This window comes from Kitasatospora sp. NPDC056731, from assembly GCF_040687675.1.
In the GTDB taxonomy this organism is placed as follows: domain Bacteria; phylum Actinomycetota; class Actinomycetes; order Streptomycetales; family Streptomycetaceae; genus Kitasatospora.
In genome coordinates this window covers 1-19977 of the sequence record NZ_JBFBNR010000041.1, presented here as the reverse complement: position 1 = coordinate 19977, position 19977 = coordinate 1, and the positions used below count along the sequence as shown (strand labels likewise).

Sequence of the window (19977 nt, the reverse complement as noted above, 5' to 3'; positions counted from 1 at the left end):
GCGAAGCGAGGCGGGCGCATGAGCACAGTGGGCAGCAAGGCGGCACTGGAGGTCTGCGTCATCGGGGCCGGCCCGCGCGGCCTGTCCGTTCTGGAACGGCTCTGCGCCAACGAGCGCGCAGCGCCCTCGCACGGCTCCATCACGGTGCACATGGTCGACCCGGCCGCGCCCGGCGCCGGCGCCGTCTGGCGCCAGGACCAGTCACGGCACCTGCTGATGAACACCGTCGCCTCGCAGATCACCGTGTACACCGACGACAGCTCCCGGATCGACGGCCCGATCGAACCCGGTCCGAGCCTGTGGGAGTGGGCGGTGGAGGTCGCCAAGGCCGGCGCCGCCTCCGGGCAGGACGAGGAGTGCGCGGCCGAGGCCCGCACCCTGCAAGCCGACAGCTACCCCACCCGGGCGTTCTACGGACGCTACCTGAACGCGAGCTTCCGCCGGGTGGTGGACGGCGCGCCCGCGCACGTCACCGTCCAGGTGCACCGCTCGCGGGCGGTGGCGATGGCGGACACCCACGGTGTCCCCGGCGGCCCGCAGGGCATCCGCCTGGAGAACGGCAGCCGGCTCAACCACCTGGACGCCATCGTGCTCGCCCAGGGCCACGTCGCGGCCCGGCCGACCCCGCACGAGGAGCGGACGGCGAGCCTGTCCCGGATCCACCACCTCACCTACATCACCCCGGCCAACCCGGCGGACCTCGACCTGAGCGGCATCCTGCCGGGCCAGCACGTCCTGTTGCGCGGCCTCGGGCTGAACTTCTTCGACCACATGGCCCTGTTCACGGTCGGCCGGGGCGGCGCCTTCGTCCGCGCGGACGGACGGCTGGTGTACCGGCCGTCGGGCCGGGAGCCGAAACTGTTCGCCACTTCGCGCCGCGGCATCCCGTACCACGCCCGCGGCGAGAACGAGAAGGGCGCGTACGGCCGTTACTTCCCCCGGTTGCTGACCGCCGAGTACATCGCCGGGCTGCGCGAGCAGTCCGCGGCCGGCGAGCCGGTGCAGTTCCGCACCGACCTGTGGCCGCTGATCGCGCGCGAGGTGGAGAGCGTCTACTACGGCACGCTGCTCGACGCGAAGGGCCGCGGCGCCGAGCGGGAGCCCTTCGTCCAGCGGTACCTGACGGTCGCCCACGGCGGCGGCTTCGCGGCCCTGCTCGACGAGCACGGCATCCCCGAATCGGAGCGCTGGGACTGGGAGCGACTCTTCCGCCCTTACGGGGACCGGGAGTTCACCGGGCCGGAGGACTTCCGCGACTGGCTGCTCGGGTACCTGGCCGAGGACGTCGAGGCGGCCCGCGCCGGCAACCTCAGCGGCCCGCTCAAGGCCGCCCTGGACATCCTGCGCGACCTGCGCAACGAGATCCGCCTCGCGGTGGACCACGGCGGGCTGGAGGGGAACTCGCACCGGGACGACCTGGAGGGCTGGTACACCCCGCTCAACGCCTTCCTGTCGATCGGCCCGCCGGTCTCCCGGATCGAGGAGCTGATCGCCCTGATCGAGGCCGGGGTGGTCGAACTCACCGGCCCAGGCACCGAGATCCGGATCGACACCGAGGCGGCCGCCTACGTACTCACCTCCCGGGCGGTGCCCCAGCCGCCGGTGCGCGCCACCGTCCTGATCGAGGCCCGGCTGCCCGAACCCGACCTGCGCCGCACCACCGACCCGCTGCTGCAGCACCTGCTGAGCACCGAGCAGGCCACCGCGTACCGGATCCCGGGCACGGGCGGCACCGACTACGAGACCGGCGGCCTGGCCGTCACCAAACGGCCGTACCGGCTGCTGGACACCCGGGGCCGCGCGCACCCGCGGCGCTACGCCTACGGGGTGCCGACCGAGTCGGTGCACTGGGTGACGGCGGCCGGAATCCGGCCCGGCGTGGACTCGGTGACGCTCGGCGACTCGGACGCGATAGCCCGCTCGCTGCTCGCCCTGCCGCCCACCACCCAGCTGCCCTTCGGCGTCCGGCCGGACGCGGCCGTCACGGACCTGACCGGAGTGCTGATATGACCGACCCCGACGAGGCGGCCGCCCCGCACGAACCCGGCGGCCCGCACGACGCGCACGACCTGCACGACGCGGCCGGCATCCTGACCGACGCCGGGCTGCTCTCGCCGGTCCGCGCCGGGACGCCGGTCGAGGCCGCCGTCTGCGACCGGGCCTGGCTGCAGGCCATGCTGGACGCCGAGGCGGCGCTGGCCCGGGCCCAGGCCGGGCTGGGCACCCTGCCGAAGACCGCCGCCGACACCATCACCCGCCTGGCCCGCGCCGAGCTGCTGGACCTGCGGTCCCTCGCGGTCGAGTCCCGGGAGACCGCCAACCCGGTGGTCGGGCTGGTCCGGGCACTGACCGCGGTGGTGGCGGCCGAGGACCGGGCCGCCGCCGAGTACGTCCACCGCGGCTCCACCAGCCAGGACGTCCTGGACACCGGCGCGATGCTGGTGGCCGCCCAGGCCCTGCGGATCATCCGCGCCGACCTCGCCCGCACCGCGCGGGCCCTGGCCGTCCTCGCCGAACGGCACCGGGACACCGTCCTCCCCGGCCGCACGCTCGCCCTGCAAGCCGTACCGACCACCTTCGGCCTCAAGGCGGCCGGCTGGCGCCGGCTCGTCCTGGACGCCGAGCAGCGGCTCGGGCACGTCGCCGAGCACGGTCTGCCGGTCTCGCTCGGCGGCGCCGCCGGCACCCTCGCCGGGTACCTGGAATACGCCCGGATCGACGGCGCGGCCGCGAACGGGGCGGCGCCGGACCCGGGCGACTACCTGGACCGGCTGCTCACCGCCTTCGCCGCCGAGACCGGGCTGGCCCGCCCGGTGCTGCCCTGGCACGCGCTGCGCACCCCGATCGCCGACCTCGCGGGCGCGCTGGCCTTCACCGCCGGCGCCCTCGGCAAGATCGCGATCGACGTGCAGTCGCTGACCAGGACGGAGGTCGGCGAGGTGGCCGAGCCCACCGCGGCCGGGCGCGGCAGCTCCTCCGCGATGCCGCACAAGCGCAACCCGGTGCTGGCCACCCTGATCCGCAGCGCCGCGCTGCAGGTGCCGGTGATCGCCACCGGGCTCACCCAGTGCCTGCTGGCCGAGGACGAGCGCTCGGGGGGCGCCTGGCACGCCGAGTGGCAGCTGCTGCGCGAGGCGCTGCGGCTGACCGGGGGCGCCGCGCACACTGCGGTGGAGCTCGCCGAGGGGCTGGAGGTCCGGCCCGAACGGATGCGCACCAACCTGGAACTGACGGGTAGTCAGATCGTCTCGGAACGGATCGTCGCCGTCCTGGCGCCCCGGCTCGGCAAGGCGACGGCCAAGCAGCTGCTCACCGAGGCCTCCGGCGAGGCCGACCGCGACGGTCGGCCACTGGAGCAGGTGCTCGCCGAACTGCCTGCTCTCGACGGCATGTTCGGCAGGGCCGAGCTCTCTCGGCTGTGCGATCCGACCTCGTACACCGGGGCGGCCGGCCCCCTCGTCGACCGGGCCCTGCGCGAGCCGTGAGGCCGGCCCGGCGCCGGACTCCCGAGCGATCTGCGACCAACCGAAGGGGAAGAGGAGCATGTTCCTGCAACGCGTCGGCAACCGAGGCATCCGACTGGGCACGGTCTTCGACCGCGCGGCCGCCCGTCACCCGGCGAGCCCGGTCTACCTCGACCACGACCTCGACATCGCCCCGGAGCTGGGCCGGCGGGTCACCCTGACCGAACTCGCCGATCTGGTCGACGACTTCGCCGCCCGACTGTGGGCTTCCCAGGTCCGCCCCGGCTCGCACGTGGTGATCCACAAGTCGGACAGCTTCGACATCTCCCTGCTCGCCTACAGCGTCGCCCGGGTCGGCGGGGTCCCGGTGCTGCTGTCCCCGAAGCTGGACGGCACCACCGTCGCCCGTCTGCTGGGGCGGCTGTCCCGGCCGACGCTGCTCACCGACGCGGCGAAACTGGAGCAGGAACTCCCGCCCGAGGTGTTCGACCTGACCGAGCGGGTGCTGGTGGCCACCGGGGAGTTCCCGGGCGCGACCGCGCTGGCCGGGCTGGCCGGGGTCGAGCGGGTGAAACCCGTGACCATGCCGCAGGACCAGCCGGCCCTGATCACCCACACCTCGGGCACCACCGGCCTGCCCAAGCTCGCCGTCCAGACCGGCATCACGATCCAGGCCCGCTGCCGCCCGCAGTCGGTGCTGCTCGCCCCGGTCGGGCGGCACGAGCCGATCGCCGTACACGTCTCCTTCGCCCACTCGCGGATGATCAGCGGGGCCGCGCTGTTCGCGCTGCGCGGCCACCCCATGATCATCCTGCGGGACGACGAGCCGGAGCACGTCGCGAAGCTGTTCGCCCGGATCCCCCCGGGGGTGATCGAGTCCCACCCCAACACCCTGCTGAGCTGGGAGGTCCTGGCGGACCACCCGGCGAAGCCGCTGGCCAAGGTCCGCTGCTTCAGCAACACCTTCGACGCCATCCACCCGCGCACGGTCGACACCCTGCTGGGCGCGTCCGAGCGCAGCCTGCCGTTCTTCGCCCAGACGTACGGGCAGAGCGAGACCGGCGCCATCGCCGCCCGCACCTACACCCGGCACCGCCGCAGCGGCGCCGACGGCCGCTGCGTCGGGCGGACCTTCCCCGGGATGACCGAGGTCCGGGTGGTCAGCCGGGACGGCCGGCCGGTGACCAAGGACTCCCCCGGCCAGATCGAGGTGCGCAGCGGCGGGCAGATCGTCACCTACTTCGGCGAGCGGGAGCGCTTCAAGGGCCAGTTCTCGCGGGACGGCTGGTGGCGGATGGGCGACCTCGGCTACCGCACCCGGTGGGGCTGCCTGCACCTGCTGGACCGCGAGGTCGACGAGATCCCGGGGATCAACAGCACCCTGGACCTGGAGGACAAGCTGTTCACCCGGCTGCCCGAGCTGCTGGAGGTGATCATCGTGCCCGGCGGGGACAAGGCCCCGGTGCCCGTGGTCTGCACCCGGGACGACCAGCCGCTCGACCTCGCCCGCTGGAACCGCGCGGTGGCCGGCCTGCCCACACTGGCCCCGCCGGTGCAGCGCCGGCTGGACGAGCTGCCGCACACCGCCACGACCAAGGTGAAGCGGCTGGAGCTGGCCAGGGAGCTGGCCACGGCCGAGGAGGCCTGAGCCGAGGAAAGCGTCGGCCCCGGCGGTGTCGTGAGACCCGCCGGGGCCGACGTGTGTCAGGAGGGGCCGACGGTGTCAGGAGGGGTCGACGGCCGGCAGGCTCCGCAGGACGGACCGCAGGTCCCCGGGCCCGAGCCGGACACCGAAGTCCTCCGCGAGGACGGCGGCGTACCGCTCGTCGGTGAGGTCCGCAGCCTCCGCCGTGCCGTCGGCGCGGCCGACGACCAGCCGCCGGCCGTCGAGGGAGAGCCGGCGCTGCGCCGTGATCCTGGACAGATAGGCCCGGCCGGTGAACGGGGAGCGCTCGTGGGTGGAGGTGTAGTGGTTCATCACCACGCAGTCGACCTGGTGCAGCGGCAGGCCCGTCTCGAACCGGTAGAGCGGCAACCACCCGTCGGGGCGAAGGAGTTCGAGCACCCAGCAGTCCGGCTCCGAGCCGACCCGACGGAGCCGGTGAGTCCAGCCGTCGGGCTCGGCCAGGGCGCCGTCGGTCAGCGGCAGCGGCTCCAGCGGCCCCTTGTCGCCGAAGCCGACGTCGGCGAGGAAACGCGTCTGGCCGACCGTCACCAGCAGCACCAGGTGGGTGCGTGGCAGCGGTCGGCCGGCGTTCAGCAGGGCTCGGGCGGCGAGCCTGGTGACCTGGAAGCCCAGGCGTTCCAGCACTGCGGCGAAGAGCAGGTTCTGTTCGAAGCAGTAGCCGCCGCGGCCGCCGGCGACCAGCTTGGCCTGGACGCGGTCCAGGTCGAGCGGGACGCCGCGGCCGAGCGGGATGTCGAGGTTCTCGAACGGGAGGGCCAGCAGGTGGGCGCGGTGCAGCCGGCGCAGCGTCCCGGGTTCGGGGGGCAGCGGGCCGGGGACGCCGGTGCGGGCCAGGTAGGCCCCGACGTCGAGCAGTTCCGCTCCCCATTCGCCGGTGGCGCGGTCATCGCCCATCCTGTCGGCCCCTCTCCCGTGCGGTCTCCCGGAGACTACCCGGCAAGGATCGCCCCGGCACGGAGGACCTCGGCGATCAGGCCACCGACGATCCGGGGGCCGTCCTGGGTGAGCACCGACTCGGCGTGGAACTGCATGGACGCGAAGTGCGGGCCGCGCAGGGCGTGCACCTCGCCGGTCTCCCGGTCGCGAGCGGCCTCGACGGTGCCGACGCCGTCCACGTCGACCGTGTTGTGCGGGCTGACGGCGGCGAAGGTGTTGTAGAAGCCCACCCGCTCGCGAGCGCCGAACAGGTCGATCTCGCGCTGGACGCCCTGGTTGGGGACGTCCCGGCGGCGCAGCGGCAGGCCGAGCAGGGTGGACAGCACCTGGTGACTGAGGCAGACCGCGACGAACGGGCGCCGCCGGGCGAGCAACTCGGCCACCGCGGCGCGCAGACAGGCGATCTTGGGCTCGTCGGCCTGCCGCGGGTCGCCCGGCCCCGGGCCCATCACGACCAGGTCGAAGCCGTCGAAGGCGTACTGCTCGTCGAATCGACGGATCGTCACCTCAAGCCCCAGTGACGTGAGTTGGTGTCCGATCATGGCGGTGAAGGTGTCCTCGGCGTCGATCACGAGCACCCGGCGCCCGGCGAATTCGGCGAGCCGCCGGCCGCGGTCCGCGTCCTCGGCCAGCCAGAAGTCCGCGATGCCGGTGTTGCGCCGCTCCAGCGCGGCCCGTACCCGGGGGTGGCCGGCGAAGGTGCGCGGGCCTCCGGCTTCCAGCGCGGCCAGCAGCCCGGCCGCCTTGGCCCTGGTCTCGGCGACCTCGGAGGCCGGGTCGGAGTGGCGCACCAGGGTGGCGCCGACTCCGATCCGGATCCGGCCGGCGGTGTCGATGTCGGCGGTGCGGATCAGGATCGCGGAGTCCATCGTGCGCCCGCCGTGCTCGTCCCGGCCGATCAGCGCGGCCACGCCGCTGTAGTAGCCGCGCCCGGCGGGCTCGTAACGGCGGATGACCCGGGCGGCGCTCTCCAGCGGGCTGCCGGTGACGGTCGGGGCGAACATCGTCTCGCGAAGGATCTCGCGCGGGTCGCGGTCGGTCCGGCCCTCGATGAGGTACTCGGTGTGCGCGAGCCGGGCCATCTCCTTGAGGTACGGGCCGACCACCCGGCCGCCGCCCTCGCAGATCCGGGCCATCATCTTGAGCTCCTCGTCGACCACCATGTAGAGCTCGTCGGCCTCCTTGCGGTCGGCGAGGAAGTCCATCACGCCGGCCAGGGTGGGGCCGGAGGCCGGGTAGCGGTAGGTGCCGCTGATCGGGTTCATCACGGCGACGCCGTCGGCCAGGCTGATGTGCCGCTCGGGGCTGGCGCCGACGAAGGTCCGCTCCCCGGTGTGCACGACGAAGATCCAGTAGGCGCCCGCCTCGCGCTCGGTCAGCCGGCGGAAGAAGGCCAGCGCGGCGTGCAGGGTGTAGTCGCTGATCTCGGCCAGGAAGGTGCGGCGGACGACGAAGTTGGCGCCGACGCCCTGCCCGATCTCCTCGGCGACCACCCGGCGGACGATGTCGGCGTACTCCTCGTCGCCGAGGTCGAAGCGGGCGCCGGTCAGCTCGGTGGGCCGGTCCGGGATCAGCGCCAGCGCTTCGTCGAGGTCGACGGTGGCGTGCTCGGTCACCGTCATGGCGAGCAGCGGGGCGCCGTCGTCCTGGGCCTCGAAGCCGCGCTCGGCGATCTGCCGGTACGGGACCAGGACCAGGACCTCCGGGCCCGGGCGGCCGGGCTCGGGGCCCAGCGGGACACCGTCCAGCGTGTGCGCGGTGGCGACCTCGCCGAACAGGACGTCCAGCGTGCCCGGGCCGGTGGTCTCGGGCCGGTGCAGGAGGGCGAAGGCGGGCGGCCGCTCCGCGAGCACCCGGCGCAGCAGTTCCTCGGTCGTCCGGTCCGTCGTCCGGTCGCTCGTCCGGTCCGTCGTCCGCTCGCTTGCCCGGTCCGTCGTCCGGTCGGTCATGCGAAGGTCTCCTTGGCGGTGATCAGCATCGCGCAGCGCGCGGCGGCGTACTCCAGGGCGAGCCGGTGGTGGGCGGCGGAGAAGTCCGCGACGGCGTCGGCGACCAGGAACGGCCGGATGTCGTTGGTGAAGGCGTCGACGGCCGTCATCAGTACGCCCACGTGGGCGTACACGCCGCACAGGATCAGCTGGTCGCGGCCCTCCTCGCGCATCCGCTGGAGCAGGTCGGAGCGGAAGAAGGCGCTGTAGCGCCACTTGGTGAGCAGCCAGTCGCCGGGGGCCGGGGCGAGCGACTCGACGACCTCGCGGTCGACCGGGTCCATCCGCATCCCGGGGCCCCAGAAGTCCAGCAGCAGCCCGCGCTGTTCGGTGGTCATGCCGCCCGGCTGGGCGGTGTAGGCGACCGGCACGCCGAGCTCGGCGGCCTGGCGGCGCAGCAGGGCGGCGTTGTGCAGCAGCTCCCGGCCGGGTGCCTCGTCCGCCGGGAAGGGGCGCAGGAAGTAGCGCTGCATGTCGTGCACGAGCAGCACCGCGCGGTCCGGGCGGACGGTCCACGACACGGTGTTGTCGGGCAGCTCGCCCGCGGTCGGCATCGGATAGGGCTCGATGGTCGGAATGCCTGCCATGCGGTGGACTCTCCTGGGGGAGTGGTGAGTTGGGCGAGCCGGTCAGGCGCCGAGGCCGGCGCCGCCGTCGACGGTGAGGTCGTGCAGGGTGATGTGGCCGGCCGCGTCGGAGAGCAGGAAGAGCACGGCGGCGGCGATGTCGGCGGGGCTGGCCAGCTTGTTGAGCGGGATGCCGACCCGGAAGGCGTCCGCGCGACCGTGCAGGGTGCCCTGCGGGCCGGACTCGTCGTGCCACATCGAGGTGAGCATCGGGGTGTCGGTGGATCCGGGGGCGACGAGGTTGCAGCGGATGCCGTACCTGGCGACCTCCAGGCCGAGGCTCTTGGTGAACATCGTCGCGGCGGCCTTGGAGGCGGCGTAGGCGGCCATCTCGGTGCGCGGGGTGCGGGCGGCGTTGGAGGCGACGGTGACGATGGCGCCGCGCCCGCGCGGGATCATCCGGTCGACCACCGCGCGGGAAACGTGGAAGACGCCGTTGACGTTGACCGCGAAGGTGGCCGCCCAGTCCTCGACGGAGAAGTCCCGGACCTCGCCGAGGCGCAGCACCCCGGCGGCGTTGACCAGTTGGTCCACCGGCCCGAGTTCGCGCTCCACCTGGTCGACGAGCAGGTCGACGGCGCGGTGGTCGCTGACGTCCACCGGGTAGGCCTCGACCCGCAGGCCCTCCTCGGCGAGGGCGGCCACGGTCTTGCGCAGGCCCTCCTCGTCGCGGTCCGCCGCGGCCACCGCGGTGCCCTGTTCGGCCAGGGCGCGGACCACGGCCGCGCCGATGCCGCCTGCTGCCCCGGTGACCAGGGCGATCGTGTTCGTCACTGCCGGACCTCCCTCGGGGCCGACGCGTGGCCGGCCCGTCGCTTTCTCGGTTGCTCTCTCGGTGTGGCGGTGTGTGGCGCCGTTCCGGGCGCGGCGGGTCAGCCCTCCCAGGCGGAGACCACGGTGATGGCCTGGCCGGGGTTGAGCCGGGGATCGCAGAAGCTGGTGTACTTGTCGCCGACGTGCGCCATCCCGGAGGCGTCGTGGGCGCACTCGGTGACGTCGTCGGGCGTGGTCTCCAGGTGCAGGCCGCCGGCCACGCCGCCCTCGGAGCGGACGGCGTACTGGAAGTGCTGGATCTCCCGGACGACGGTCTCCACGAAGCGGGTCTTCAGCCCACCGGGCGTGGTGACGGTATTGCCGTGCATCGGGTCGGTGAGCCAGATGACCGGGTGGCCGGCCTCCCGGACGGCCCTGACCAGCGCGGGCAGCCGGTCGGCGACGACCTCGGCGCCCATCCGGGCGATCAGGGTCAGCCGTCCGGGCTCGCGGCGCGGGTCGAGCCGCGCGCACAGCTCCAGCAGTTCCTCGGGCGCCATGCCGGGGCCCACCTTGCACGCGACCGGGTTGGCCACGGACGCGAGCATCGCGACGTGGGCGCCGGCCACGTCGCGGGTCCGCTCGCCGATCCACGGCCAGTGCGTGGACGTCAGGAGGCTTTCGGTGTAACTGATCTGACGGATCATCGGGACTTCGTAGTCGAGCAGCAGCGCCTCGTGGCTGGTCCACACCGGCGGGCTGAGCGGCGAGCGGCGGTCCGGATCCGGCCAGCCGAGGTGGGTCATCGCCTCGGCCGCCGCCCAGTAGCAGTCGAGCAGCCGCCGCGGGTCGGGGCGGCGCAGCTCCGGGTCGGGTTCGGGGCTGTTGACCAGGTGGCCTCGGAAGACCGGGATCTCCAGGCCGCCGACGAACTCGGTCGGCTTGGAGCGGGGCTTGGCGAACTGGCCGGCCATCCGGCCGACCCGGACCACCGGCCGGTGGGTGGCCATCGTGACGATGCCGGCCAGGACGTCCAGCAGTCCGGTCTTGCGGGCGACGTCGCCCGCGGTGCACTCCGCCGGGTCCTCGGCGCAGTCGCCGATCTGTACGACCTGGGCCCGCCCGGCCGCGACCTCGGCGAGCACGGAGCGCAGCCGCCGGACGTCGGCCGGGCCGACCAGCGGCGGCAGGCCGGCCAGCCGGTCCTTGATGTCGGGAAGGTGCTCGTGGTCGGCCCAGTCGGGCTGATGGAGTGCGGGCCGGGACAGGAGCGCGGACAGGGCGGTGACCATGGGTGTCTCCCAGGGCGAAGGTGCGCCGGCTCGGCGGCGCGCACGGAAGGGCGTCGTGGCGAGGCTGTGGATGGCACGGGTCGGGGAGGACCGGCGGGCCCGCGGCCCGGGTCCCGGTCCGGCAGCGGTCCGCCGGCCGCCGAACGGCTGAGGCTCTTCCAGATCTTGTGGCGTGCCGCCAGGTGTCGCCAACGCCCGCCCCCGCACTTCGTCAGGTGGCGGATACTCCATCAGGTGGCGGCACACTCCGTCAGATCTCGCCCGGGCACGGCGAAGAACGGTGACGGCAGACCCTCGAAGAGGTCCGTCCCGAGGTGGCGGACCGGCGAGATCCGGCCATGGAACGGCTCGCGCGCGCGACCCGCCCGGACGCCGTACGGCACGGCCGGACCCTGGTGGCCCAGGCCTACCCCGGGGGTGGGCGGACCACCGTGCGCCGGCGCCTCGTGGCACAGGCCGAAGCCGGCGTGGCAGGTCGGGTCGCCGGACCCGGACGTCAGAAGCCGGTACCGGGTGCCGTCTCGCGGCCGGACCGGCCGCGCGCCACGGTCACCTCGATCAGCATGTGCTCGACCTCCTGCTCGCCCTCCGGGAAGACGCCGCCGCGCACCACCCGCAGGGTGCGCCCGCATTCCTCGGCGATCCGGCGCAGCGCCGTCAGGTCGCCGCGCTCGCTGAAGTGCAGCAGCACCGAGCCGCCCGGAGCCAGCCGGCCCGGAGCCTCGACGAGGAAGCGGCGGTGGGCGGCGTAGCCCGGGTCGACGTAACCGCGCTCGTGCATCGTCCGGTAGCGGTAGTCCTCCGGCGCGAGCACGTAGTTGGAGTGCCAGAAGACGGTGTCGAAGCGCTCCTCGGGCGCGAGCGCGGCGAACAGGTCGCTGTGCACGCTGTGGACGCGGTCGGCGACGCCGTGCCGGTGGGCATTCATCTCGGTGTTGCGGACGGCGGCCTCGTTGATGTCGCCGGCCACCACCCGGGCATGCCCGGCCAGTGCTGCGGCCACCGCGATGACGCCGGTGCCGCAGCCGATCTCCAGCAGCGAGCCGGAGCGCCCGGCGACCCGCGGGTCGTCCAGGCCGAGCAGGCGCATGGAGATCTCGGTGGTGGGTGAGTAGACCGGGGCGAAAATCCCTGGCAGCAGGTCCCATTCACGGCCGCAGAGCCGGAAGGTCGCGGGCCGGTGCGCGTGCTCCAGCGCGGCCCTGCTTCGTTCCAGCGAATGGCGGTAGTCCTGTAGCGCGTTCATGCCGTCCGCCTGTGCCCCCACCGCGCCAACTGGGCGTTGTCGCCCGGACCACCTCCCTGGTGGCCACCACTTCATCCTCCTCAACCGGCACGGGCGGCGGGAAGGTGACCCGGCAACACATCGGGGACCACTCGGCGGTGCCCTCTCCACCGTCCACACCGTGGAATCATCCGAGCCCCACCCAAAGTGACATGATAAACACGTTGTAGCACCTGGCATGTGCCAGGCAAAACGGCTGGTATGTACGGGTGGGGGATAAGAGATGGCCCAACAGGGGGTCCGGAAGCGGCCTGACGCGCTGACCGTACTGACCTTGCTGGTGGCGGAGGCACCACCGGCGCGCATCGAGTCACTGCTCGCCGAGGCCGCCTGCGGCGGCGCCCCCGAGGCCGAGACGGCCGCACTGGAGCGGGCCGTCCGGCTCGGACTGGACATCTGCGCCCAGCGCCGCGGGCGCCAGCAACGCGAAGCGGGCCTGTCCGCGCTGCTCGACACCGCCCGGGACCTCCTCGTCCCCGACACCCTCGACGAGGTGCTCAAGGCCGTCACCCGGCGCTCGCGTCTGCTCCTCGGCGCGGACATGGCGTACGTCAGCTTCCCCGGGCCGGAGGACGGCCTGTCCTACATCCGGGCGTCGGACGGCCACACCTCCACCCTCAACGTCGGCCTCCAGCTGACCGGCGGCTCCGGACTCGGCCACGCCGCCGTCGCCAACCTCGCGCCGGTCTGGACCCCGGACTACCTCGACGACAACCGGATCCAGCACAGCACCGACATCGACGAGGTGGTCCGGACCGAGGGGCTGCGCGCGATCATGGCCGTCCCGCTGAGCTACGGCCCGCACCCCTTCGGCGCGCTCTACGTCGCCGACCGCAATGTGCGGCACTACACCCCGGAGGAGATCTCCACCGCGAACCTGCTCGGCGAGCTCGCCGGCCTGGCCGTCCAGCGCACCCTCGTCCTCGACGACGCCAAGGCCACCGTGCAGACCCTGCGCGAGGAGCACGGACGCACCACCGAGTCGCTGCGGGAGCTCAGCGAGCACCGGCGCATCCATCACGAGCTGATCGAACGGGCGCTGACCGACTGCGAACTGCACGGCCTCGCCGAAGCCGTGAGCCGGAACCTGGGTGGCGCGCTGCGGATCCACGCCGCGGACGGCACCGTCCTGACCACCACCGGCCGGATGCCCGAGACCGGCCCCGCCGCCGCGGAGGTGCACGCCGCCAAACGCCCGGTCCACACCGCGGACGGCCTCTGGGCGGCCCCGGTCACCGCCGGAGGCGAGATACTCGGCACCCTGGTGTTCCGCCCCGAGGACCTCCCCGCGGCCGGCATCGACGAACTGCTGCACCTGGCCGCCCAGGCGGTGGCGGTGCAGCTGCTGCGCACCGGCGACACCGCCGTCGTGCAGGGCCGCGCCCACGGCGAGCTGTTGGAGGACCTGCTCACCAGCGCCCAGCGCCCGCCGCAGCAGTTGGAGGAGCGCGCCCGCCGGCTCGGCATCAACCTGGCCACGCCGCACGTGGTGGTGGTCGTCCGCCCCGAGGCCCGAGCGGTCGGCCGGGCCTGCGCCCTGGCCACGGGCCTGGCCCAGCGACTGAACGGGCTGCGGGTCGGACACGGCGGCAACGCCGTGCTGCTGCTGCCCGGCACCGACGCCGGCGCGACGGCCCGGGCCGTCCTGAACGAACTCGCCCCGCTGCTCAGCGACCCGGTCACGGTGGCGGCGGCCGGGCCGGTCGCGGACGCCGCCTCGGTCTTCCACTGCCACCAGGAGGCGCTGCGCTGCCTGGAGGCGATGATCGCCCTCGACACCACCGGCCGCTCGGCCTCCCCCCGCGAGCTGGGCTTCCTCGGTGTCCTGCTCGCCGACAACCGGGACGTCCGCTCCTTCGTCGACTCGGTCATCGGTCCGGTGCTCGAGTACGACCGGCAGCGGTTCACCGACCTCGGCCGCACCCTGGACGCCTACTTCGAGACCGGAGCCAGCCCCACCCGGGCCGCCCAGAAGCTGCACGTCCACCCGAACACCGTCGCCCGCCGCCTGGAACGCATCGCGGAACTGCTCGGCCCCGACTGGCAGGACCCCGGCCAAGCCCTCGAAGTCCAGCTCGCCCTACGGCTCTCGCGCGTCCGCGACCTCCTCATCAAGGACGGCCCGTCGGCAGGAGTCGACCAAGGAACCTAGGGCGCGGGCGCGAGTTCGACGACGGACCCTAGCTCACGCGGCGGAGCGAGCGGCCGCCGGTGTGGGAGAGGGCCACGACCGCGTGTGCGGCCGAGGCGAGGGTGACATGGCGGTGCCAGCCGTTGAAGGAACGGCCGGTGTAGTCGCGGATGCCGGTGCGGTCCGCGATCTCGTCGAAGTCCCGCTCGACCCGGCCGATCCGCAGGCTCAGCCGGAACAGCTGGGCCGGCGTGGCGTCCGGGATGTCGGCCAGCCACAGCTCCTGCGGCCAGCGCCGGCCGGAGCTGCCCGCGCCGAGCAGCAGCAGGTCGCGGTCCGGGCCGTCCGGCCTGCGGTTCACTCCCAGGGGGCGGGCCGCCCCGGTCACCGTCCGCACCCGGACGGCACCGACCAGCGCGGTGCACAGCCCGGCGTCCTGGCCGTGGTCGGTCCAGGTCACCATCCGCCTGCGGTCCCGGCACGCCCCGATGATCCGGTGGGCCGGCATCGCCTCCACGCCGTGCCCGGCCCCCTCGGCCGGGCGGAGCGGCAGCGTGCTGTTGATCCGCACGAGGAACGGCACCCCCGCCGCGCGCAGCCGCCGCAGCGCCTTCATCCCGTCCAGCTCCCGGACGTCCATCACCACCGGCAGCGTGGGCAGCCGCCAGTCCGAGGTCAGCTCCAGCACCGCCTCGACCGAGCAGTCGCCCAGCGTCCGGGTGTCCACACTCGCCGGGATGGACGCCTGGCTGCGCCGCGGCACGTCGTCCAGCCACGCCCGGGACAGGTGCAGCCGCCAGTTCACCGGCATGCTCACCTCCTCGGACGCCGCCCAGACGCCCACCGCCTGCTGCGCGTTGAGCACCTGGCCGAGCGAGGAGATGAACCGGCGATCCACGCCCACCGAATGCTCCCCGGCCTTCGGGATGACCGTCTGCTGCACCACCCAGGCCTGCGGCGGCACGACGGACGTCACGTAGTGCGCCAGCGCGGCGCGCACCGGGTCCCACTCCCAGGTGGAGCTGCTGATGAAGTGGTGCAGGTTCTGCTCCGTGGCCTGCCCGCCGATCAGCCGCGCGATGTTGCGCACCGACTTGCGACCCTCCGCGCCCAGCAGTCCGCGCAGGTACTCCACGCCCTTGCGGCGCTGGTCCGCCCGGGGCAGCGACGCGAACAGCGCCGGGCACAGCTCCGAGAGGACGATGTCGTGGGAACTGCCGACGCCCGGCTTGCGCCCGGGCGTTCGCGTGTCCCTGATGTGCAGGGCGAAGTCGCTCATCGAGATCCCCAACCTCTACATGGCAGACGCATCTTCAGATGAGTCGACGGTATGCAGAGGGCTCGGGCCGGGCCCAGGTGCACCGGACACACGGCTGCACGCGCGGCCTATGGCCGGACCACCGGACGGAGCGCGCGAGCAGGCGCGATCGCCCCCGGAGCCGCCCGGCGGGGTGTGCCGGGGCCATCAGGGGCGGGCCGACCGCGCGCGAGTTGACGAACAAACGACTTCCGTGCGGTACCCCGGCGCCGACCGGTGGAAGACTCTCCGAGCATGCGAGCAGCCTTCATCGAGGCCCTCGGGCCGCCCGAGAACATCCGCTACGGCGAACTTCCCTCCCTCCGTCCCGGGCCGACCGACATCCTGGTCGACGTCACGGCCACCACCGTCAACCCGGTGGACACCTTCGTCCGCTCCGGCCTCTTCCGCACCCCGGTCGAGTTCCCGTTCGTGATCGGCCGCGACCTGGTCGGCACCGTGGCCGCGGCCGGGCCGGCCGCCCCCGGCTTCGCCGTCGGCGACCGGGTGTGGACCAACAGCCTCGGCCACGGCGGGCGCCAGGGCGCCGCCTCCGAGCAGGTCGTCGTCCCCGCCGACCGCCTCTACCACCTCCCTGAGGGCGTCCTCCCCGAGGAGGCCGTCGCCGTCGTCCATCCGGCCGCGACCGCCTACCTCGGCCTGTTCACGCACGGCCGCCTGCGGGCCGGTGAGACCGTCCTGGTGGCCGGCGCGGCCGGGAACGTCGGCTCCGCGCTGGTCACCCTCGCCGTCGACGCCGGGGCCCGGGTCGTCGCCACCGCCTCCGCCCGCGACCTGGAGCAGTGCCTCGCCCTGGGTGCGGCCGAGGCCCTGGACTACCGCGATCCGGACCTCGCCGAACGGCTCGCCCAGGCCTGCCCCGGCGGCGTCGACCTCCACCTCGACACGTCCGGGGAGAACGACCTGGCCACCGCCGTCGACCTGCTCGCCCCGCGCGGACGGATCGTCCTGCTGGCCGGCGCCCGCTCGCGGCCGATCCTCCCGGTCGGGCCGCTCTACATGAAGGACTGCTCGATCGCCGGCTTCGTGATCTCGCATGCGACCAGCACCGAACTGGCCGAGGCCGCCGTCGCCATCAACCGCCTGCTCGCGGCCGGACGGCTGCGCCCCCTGGCGGTCGAGACCCTTCCGCTGAGCGCCGCCGCCGAGGTCCACGGCCGAATGGAACGCGGCGAGCTGCACGGCAGAAGGGTGGTCCTCAGGCCCGATTCGCAGGCCTGACCGGACGTCCGCTAACCGTTGTACCGGAGGTCCGGCAGGGCCGCAACGCCCTCGTCGGGTTGCGACTTGACATATTCCGGGCCTCCGGCACGTCCGGCCTGCGACACAGAACCTGGACGTGTATTGTCCTGGTTATGCGAATGGGTGAAGGAGTCGAGTGGGGCCTGCACTGCTGCCTCACCCTGGCATGGCTCGACAGTGACCAACCGGTTCCGACGGCACGGCTGGCGGCCTGGTTCGACCTGCCGCCGGCCTACCTGACCAAGCGCCTACAGGCGCTGGTCCGGGCCGGCATCCTGAGCTCGACGCCGGGTTCCAAGGGCGGCTTCCGGCTGGGCCGACGGCCGGAGAAGATCACTCTGATGGACGTGGTCGCCGCCATCGAGGGCCCCGACGACGTGTTCCGCTGCACCGAGATCCGCCAGCGTGCGGACGGCGGTGGCGCCATCGCACGGGAGTTCCGACAGCCGTGCGGGATCGCCACCGCGATGCGCAAGGCCGAACTGGCCTGGCGCCGCGAACTCGCCGGGCAGACGGTGGCCGACCTCATGGCCTCCGCGCCGGGCGGGGCCGCCGACCGCACCCGACGCCACTACGCCCGCATGACCGGCTGACCGCACGCCCGACGGTCCGGCCGCCTCACCGCGCGGCGACACCACAGCACGCGCACCGACCCGCAAGGAGAATCTGGATGTCCAGTGTCTCGATTCCGGCCGACCGGAAAGCTCCGGCCGAACCCGGCTCACCACCCCAGGGCGGCCTGTCCTCCACCCTCGTCCTCGCCTTAGGCACATTCGCCGTCGGCACGGACGCCTTCGTCGTGGCCGGCTTCCTCCCCTCCATGGCCAAGGACCTGCACGTCTCCTCGGCCACGGCCGGCCAGTCGATCACCGTCTTCGCCGCCGCCTACGCCGTCCTCTCCCCCATCCTGGCCACCCTCCTCGCCCGGCTCCCCCGCCGAACCCTGCTGATCACCGCACTGTTCACGCTCGGCATCGCCAACCTCGGCTCGGCACTGGCCCCCAACATGGCCGTGCTGATCATCAGCCGCATCATCGCCGCCGCCGGCGCCGCCGCCTACACCCCCAACGCCGGAGCTGTCAGCGCCTCCCTCGTCCGCCCCGAACTGCGGGCCCGAGCCCTCGCCGTGGTCATCGGCGGCCTCACCATCGCCACCGCACTCGGCGTGCCGCTCGGCAACGCCGCCAGCCACTGGCTGGGCTGGCGCACCGCCCTCGGCCTCGTCGCCGGACTCTGCCTGCTCGTCGCCGTGATACTGCGCCTGATCATGCCGTGGCTCCCCGGCAACGTCCGGGTGCCGCTACGCACCCGCCTCGCCGTCCTGCGCCGACCGGCCGTCCTCGCCGTCCTGCCGCTCACCATCCTCGGCATGGGCGCCAGCTACACCGCGTACGCCTACAGCGTGCCCATGCTGGAAGCCGTCAAGGTGCCCGAGAGTTCCATCCTGTGGATGCTCTTCCTGTACGGCCTCGGCGCCGTCATCGGCAACCTCGCCGCGGGCTACACCACCGACCGCTGGGGCTCCACCAAGGTCCTGATCATCGGCTACACCGCCATGGTCGTCGCCCTCGGGGCCCTCGCCTGGCTCGCCGCCTCCGACTCCGACCTCAAGCCCGTCGTCGGCCTGCTGGTCCTCCTCTGGGGCGCCAGCAGTTGGTGCCAGACACCCCCGCAGCAGCACCGCCTGATCGAGGTCGCCCCCCAGGAGGCCCCACTGGTGGTCTCCCTCAACTCCTCCTCCATCTACCTCGGCATCGGCCTCGGCACCATCATCGGCGGCTCCACCCTCGGCGCCGGCGCCGCGACCGTGTACGGCCTTGGCGCGGCCATCGCCGCCATCGCCCTGATCTTCCTGCTCTTCACCCGCCACTCGCCCACGAACAAAGGCTGAGGCGCGAGACACCTCCTGCGGGCCGGTCAACTCCCTTCCGGCCACCGCTTCCTGACGGTGCGGCGTCGCACCGAGCGCTGAAACACCCCTCAGCACGCGACGACCGACGACCGGCGCGGAGACAGACCCTGCTGCCCCGGTTTCCCCGACACGTCCCTGGCCGCCCAACGGCGCCGCGCACCGCAGCGGCCCCGGCCACGGACACCACCCCGCACTCCCCGCGGGACCACCACGTCGACGAAACCGAGAGATTGCCAGATGACCCAGTTGAGCGAGTCCCCCGTGACCACCCACAGCGCCGAGACCACCGAACCGACCCCCGCGCCGTTCACCCCCGACGCACGGACCACGCCCGCGGAGTCCGGGACGACCGGCGCCCAGGCACTGATCCGTGCACTCGAAGAGGTCGGAGTGGACACCGTCTTCGGCATCCCGGGCGGGGCCATCCTTCCCGCGTACGACCCGCTGATGGACTCGGCCAAGGTGCGCCACATCCTGGTCCGGCACGAGCAGGGCGCCGGCCACGCCGCCACCGGATACGCCCAGGCCACCGGCCGGGTCGGGGTCTGCATGGCCACCTCCGGCCCGGGCGCGACCAACCTGGTGACCCCGATCGCCGACGCCTACATGGACTCCGTGCCGATCGTCGCGATCACCGGCCAGGTCCCCTCGACCCTGATCGGAAGGGACGCCTTCCAGGAGGCGGACATCTGCGGCATCACCATGCCGATCACCAAGCACAACTACCTGGTCACCGACCCCGACGAGATCCCCCGGGTGATCGCCGAGGCCTTCCACATCGCCGCCACCGGCCGCCCCGGCCCCGTCCTCGTCGACATCACCAAGGACGCCCTCCAGGGCCTGACAAGGCATCGGCAGGTCGAGCCCTCGCTGCCCGGCTACCGCCCGGTCACCAAGCCGCACGCCAAGCAGATCCGCGAGGCCGCGAAGATGCTGGTGGGCGCCAAGCGCCCGGTGCTGTACGTCGGCGGCGGCGTGATCAAGGCACAGGCCACCACCGAGCTGCGGATCCTCGCCGAACTGACCGGCGCCCCCGTGGTCACCACCCTGATGGCCCTCGGAGCCTTCCCCGACAGCCACCCGCAGCACCTGGGCATGCCCGGCATGCACGGCTCCGTCCCGGCCGTCACCGCGCTCCAGAAGGCCGACCTGCTGTTCACCCTCGGCGCCCGCTTCGACGACCGCGTCACCGGCAAACTGGACGGCTTCGCCCCGCACGCCAAGGTCGTCCACGCGGACATCGACCCCGCCGAGATCGGCAAGAACCGCCCCGCCGACGTGCCGATCGTCGGCGACGCCCGCGAGGTGCTGGCCGACCTGATCGTCGCCGTCCAGGCCGAGTT

At 73.4% G+C, this 19977-nt stretch carries 15 protein-coding genes; 8 read left to right on the top strand and 7 right to left on the bottom strand.

From position 1 onward, the window contains the following. The first annotated feature begins 18 nt into the window (after positions 1 to 18). From AB0R04_RS30805 to AB0R04_RS30795, 3 genes are read left to right on the top strand one after another with little or no spacing between them, the layout of a single operon-like run. Complete coding sequence (locus tag AB0R04_RS30805; protein ID WP_363376901.1) at positions 19 to 2010, top strand: FAD/NAD(P)-binding protein; 1992 nt, start codon at positions 19 to 21, stop codon at positions 2008 to 2010. Continuing rightward, the gene (locus tag AB0R04_RS30800; protein WP_363376899.1) at positions 2007 to 3485 is read left to right on the top strand and encodes an adenylosuccinate lyase family protein; all 1479 of its coding nucleotides are present in this window, start codon (positions 2007 to 2009) and stop codon (positions 3483 to 3485) included. The genes AB0R04_RS30805 and AB0R04_RS30800 overlap by 4 nt, the downstream gene beginning before the upstream one ends. Positions 3486 to 3543: 58 nt before the next feature. Further along, positions 3544 to 5112 (top strand): class I adenylate-forming enzyme family protein, encoded by a 1569-nt coding sequence (locus tag AB0R04_RS30795; protein ID WP_363376897.1) that lies wholly within the window; start codon positions 3544 to 3546, stop codon positions 5110 to 5112. A 75-nt stretch (positions 5113 to 5187) separates the two neighbouring features. Here the strand turns inward: AB0R04_RS30795 and AB0R04_RS30790 are convergent, their stop codons facing one another. The 6 genes from AB0R04_RS30790 to AB0R04_RS30765 form a co-directional block, all read right to left on the bottom strand. Continuing rightward, positions 5188 to 6045 (bottom strand): arylamine N-acetyltransferase, encoded by an 858-nt coding sequence (locus AB0R04_RS30790; protein ID WP_363376895.1) that lies wholly within the window; start codon positions 6043 to 6045, stop codon positions 5188 to 5190. Positions 6046 to 6080: 35 nt separating this feature from the next. Then, on the bottom strand, positions 6081 to 8036 hold the full coding sequence (locus tag AB0R04_RS30785; RefSeq protein WP_363376893.1) for an anthranilate synthase family protein: 1956 nt from the start codon (positions 8034 to 8036) through the stop codon (positions 6081 to 6083). Further along, the gene (locus AB0R04_RS30780; protein WP_063346539.1) at positions 8033 to 8662 is read right to left on the bottom strand and encodes an isochorismatase family protein; all 630 of its coding nucleotides are present in this window, start codon (positions 8660 to 8662) and stop codon (positions 8033 to 8035) included. Before AB0R04_RS30780 ends, AB0R04_RS30785 begins: the two co-directional genes overlap by 4 nt. Before the next feature lie 42 nt (positions 8663 to 8704). Further along, positions 8705 to 9475: a 2,3-dihydro-2,3-dihydroxybenzoate dehydrogenase gene (locus AB0R04_RS30775; protein ID WP_363376891.1), complete on the bottom strand. Its 771-nt coding sequence runs from the start codon at positions 9473 to 9475 to the stop codon at positions 8705 to 8707. Between the two features lie 98 nt (positions 9476 to 9573). After that, positions 9574 to 10746 (bottom strand): 3-deoxy-7-phosphoheptulonate synthase, encoded by a 1173-nt coding sequence (locus AB0R04_RS30770; protein ID WP_363376889.1) that lies wholly within the window; start codon positions 10744 to 10746, stop codon positions 9574 to 9576. Positions 10747 to 11242: 496 nt separating this feature from the next. After that, positions 11243 to 11992 (bottom strand): 50S ribosomal protein L11 methyltransferase, encoded by a 750-nt coding sequence (locus tag AB0R04_RS30765; RefSeq protein WP_363376887.1) that lies wholly within the window; start codon positions 11990 to 11992, stop codon positions 11243 to 11245. Positions 11993 to 12254: 262 nt separating this feature from the next. On the opposite strand from AB0R04_RS30765, the gene AB0R04_RS30760 reads away from it, so the two are divergent. Then, on the top strand, positions 12255 to 14183 hold the full coding sequence (locus AB0R04_RS30760) for a helix-turn-helix domain-containing protein (protein ID WP_363376885.1): 1929 nt from the start codon (positions 12255 to 12257) through the stop codon (positions 14181 to 14183). Positions 14184 to 14211: 28 nt separating this feature from the next. On the opposite strand, the gene AB0R04_RS30755 is transcribed toward AB0R04_RS30760, so the two are convergent. After that, complete coding sequence (locus tag AB0R04_RS30755) at positions 14212 to 15441, bottom strand: transposase (protein WP_363376884.1); 1230 nt, start codon at positions 15439 to 15441, stop codon at positions 14212 to 14214. Between the two features lie 273 nt (positions 15442 to 15714). On the opposite strand from AB0R04_RS30755, the gene AB0R04_RS30750 reads away from it, so the two are divergent. The 4 genes from AB0R04_RS30750 to AB0R04_RS30735 all read left to right on the top strand — a co-directional run. Next, entirely contained in the window at positions 15715 to 16701 is a 987-nt protein-coding gene (locus AB0R04_RS30750) for an NADPH:quinone reductase (RefSeq protein ID WP_363376882.1), read from the top strand. A gap of 134 nt (positions 16702 to 16835) precedes the next feature. Next, a complete protein-coding gene (locus tag AB0R04_RS30745; protein WP_363376880.1) occupies positions 16836 to 17315 on the top strand; it encodes an Rrf2 family transcriptional regulator in 480 nt (159 codons plus the stop codon). A 77-nt stretch (positions 17316 to 17392) separates the two neighbouring features. Continuing rightward, positions 17393 to 18613, top strand: a complete 1221-nt coding sequence (locus AB0R04_RS30740; protein WP_063346545.1) for an MFS transporter — start codon at positions 17393 to 17395, stop codon at positions 18611 to 18613. A gap of 258 nt (positions 18614 to 18871) precedes the next feature. Continuing rightward, positions 18872 to 19977, top strand: a 1106-nt coding sequence (locus tag AB0R04_RS30735; protein ID WP_363376877.1) for a thiamine pyrophosphate-binding protein, incomplete at its 3' end; no start/stop codon positions are given.

Bases quoted from the DNA above. Each gene is read 5' to 3' on its own strand.
- AB0R04_RS30805 (WP_363376901.1), top strand. From the start codon at position 19: ATGAGCACAGTGGGCAGCAAGGCGGCACTGGAGGTCTGCGTCATCGGG.
- AB0R04_RS30800 (WP_363376899.1), top strand. From the start codon at position 2,007: ATGACCGACCCCGACGAGGCGGCCGCCCCGCACGAACCCGGCGGCCCG.
- AB0R04_RS30795 (WP_363376897.1), top strand. From the start codon at position 3,544: ATGTTCCTGCAACGCGTCGGCAACCGAGGCATCCGACTGGGCACGGTC.
- AB0R04_RS30790 (WP_363376895.1), bottom strand. From the start codon at position 6,045: ATGGGCGATGACCGCGCCACCGGCGAATGGGGAGCGGAACTGCTCGAC.
- AB0R04_RS30785 (WP_363376893.1), bottom strand. From the start codon at position 8,036: ATGACCGACCGGACGACGGACCGGGCAAGCGAGCGGACGACGGACCGG.
- AB0R04_RS30780 (WP_063346539.1), bottom strand. From the start codon at position 8,662: ATGGCAGGCATTCCGACCATCGAGCCCTATCCGATGCCGACCGCGGGC.
- AB0R04_RS30770 (WP_363376889.1), bottom strand. From the start codon at position 10,746: ATGGTCACCGCCCTGTCCGCGCTCCTGTCCCGGCCCGCACTCCATCAG.
- AB0R04_RS30765 (WP_363376887.1), bottom strand. From the start codon at position 11,992: ATGAACGCGCTACAGGACTACCGCCATTCGCTGGAACGAAGCAGGGCC.
- AB0R04_RS30760 (WP_363376885.1), top strand. From the start codon at position 12,255: ATGGCCCAACAGGGGGTCCGGAAGCGGCCTGACGCGCTGACCGTACTG.
- AB0R04_RS30755 (WP_363376884.1), bottom strand. From the start codon at position 15,441: ATGAGCGACTTCGCCCTGCACATCAGGGACACGCGAACGCCCGGGCGC.
- AB0R04_RS30750 (WP_363376882.1), top strand. From the start codon at position 15,715: ATGCGAGCAGCCTTCATCGAGGCCCTCGGGCCGCCCGAGAACATCCGC.
- AB0R04_RS30745 (WP_363376880.1), top strand. From the start codon at position 16,836: ATGCGAATGGGTGAAGGAGTCGAGTGGGGCCTGCACTGCTGCCTCACC.
- AB0R04_RS30740 (WP_063346545.1), top strand. From the start codon at position 17,393: ATGTCCAGTGTCTCGATTCCGGCCGACCGGAAAGCTCCGGCCGAACCC.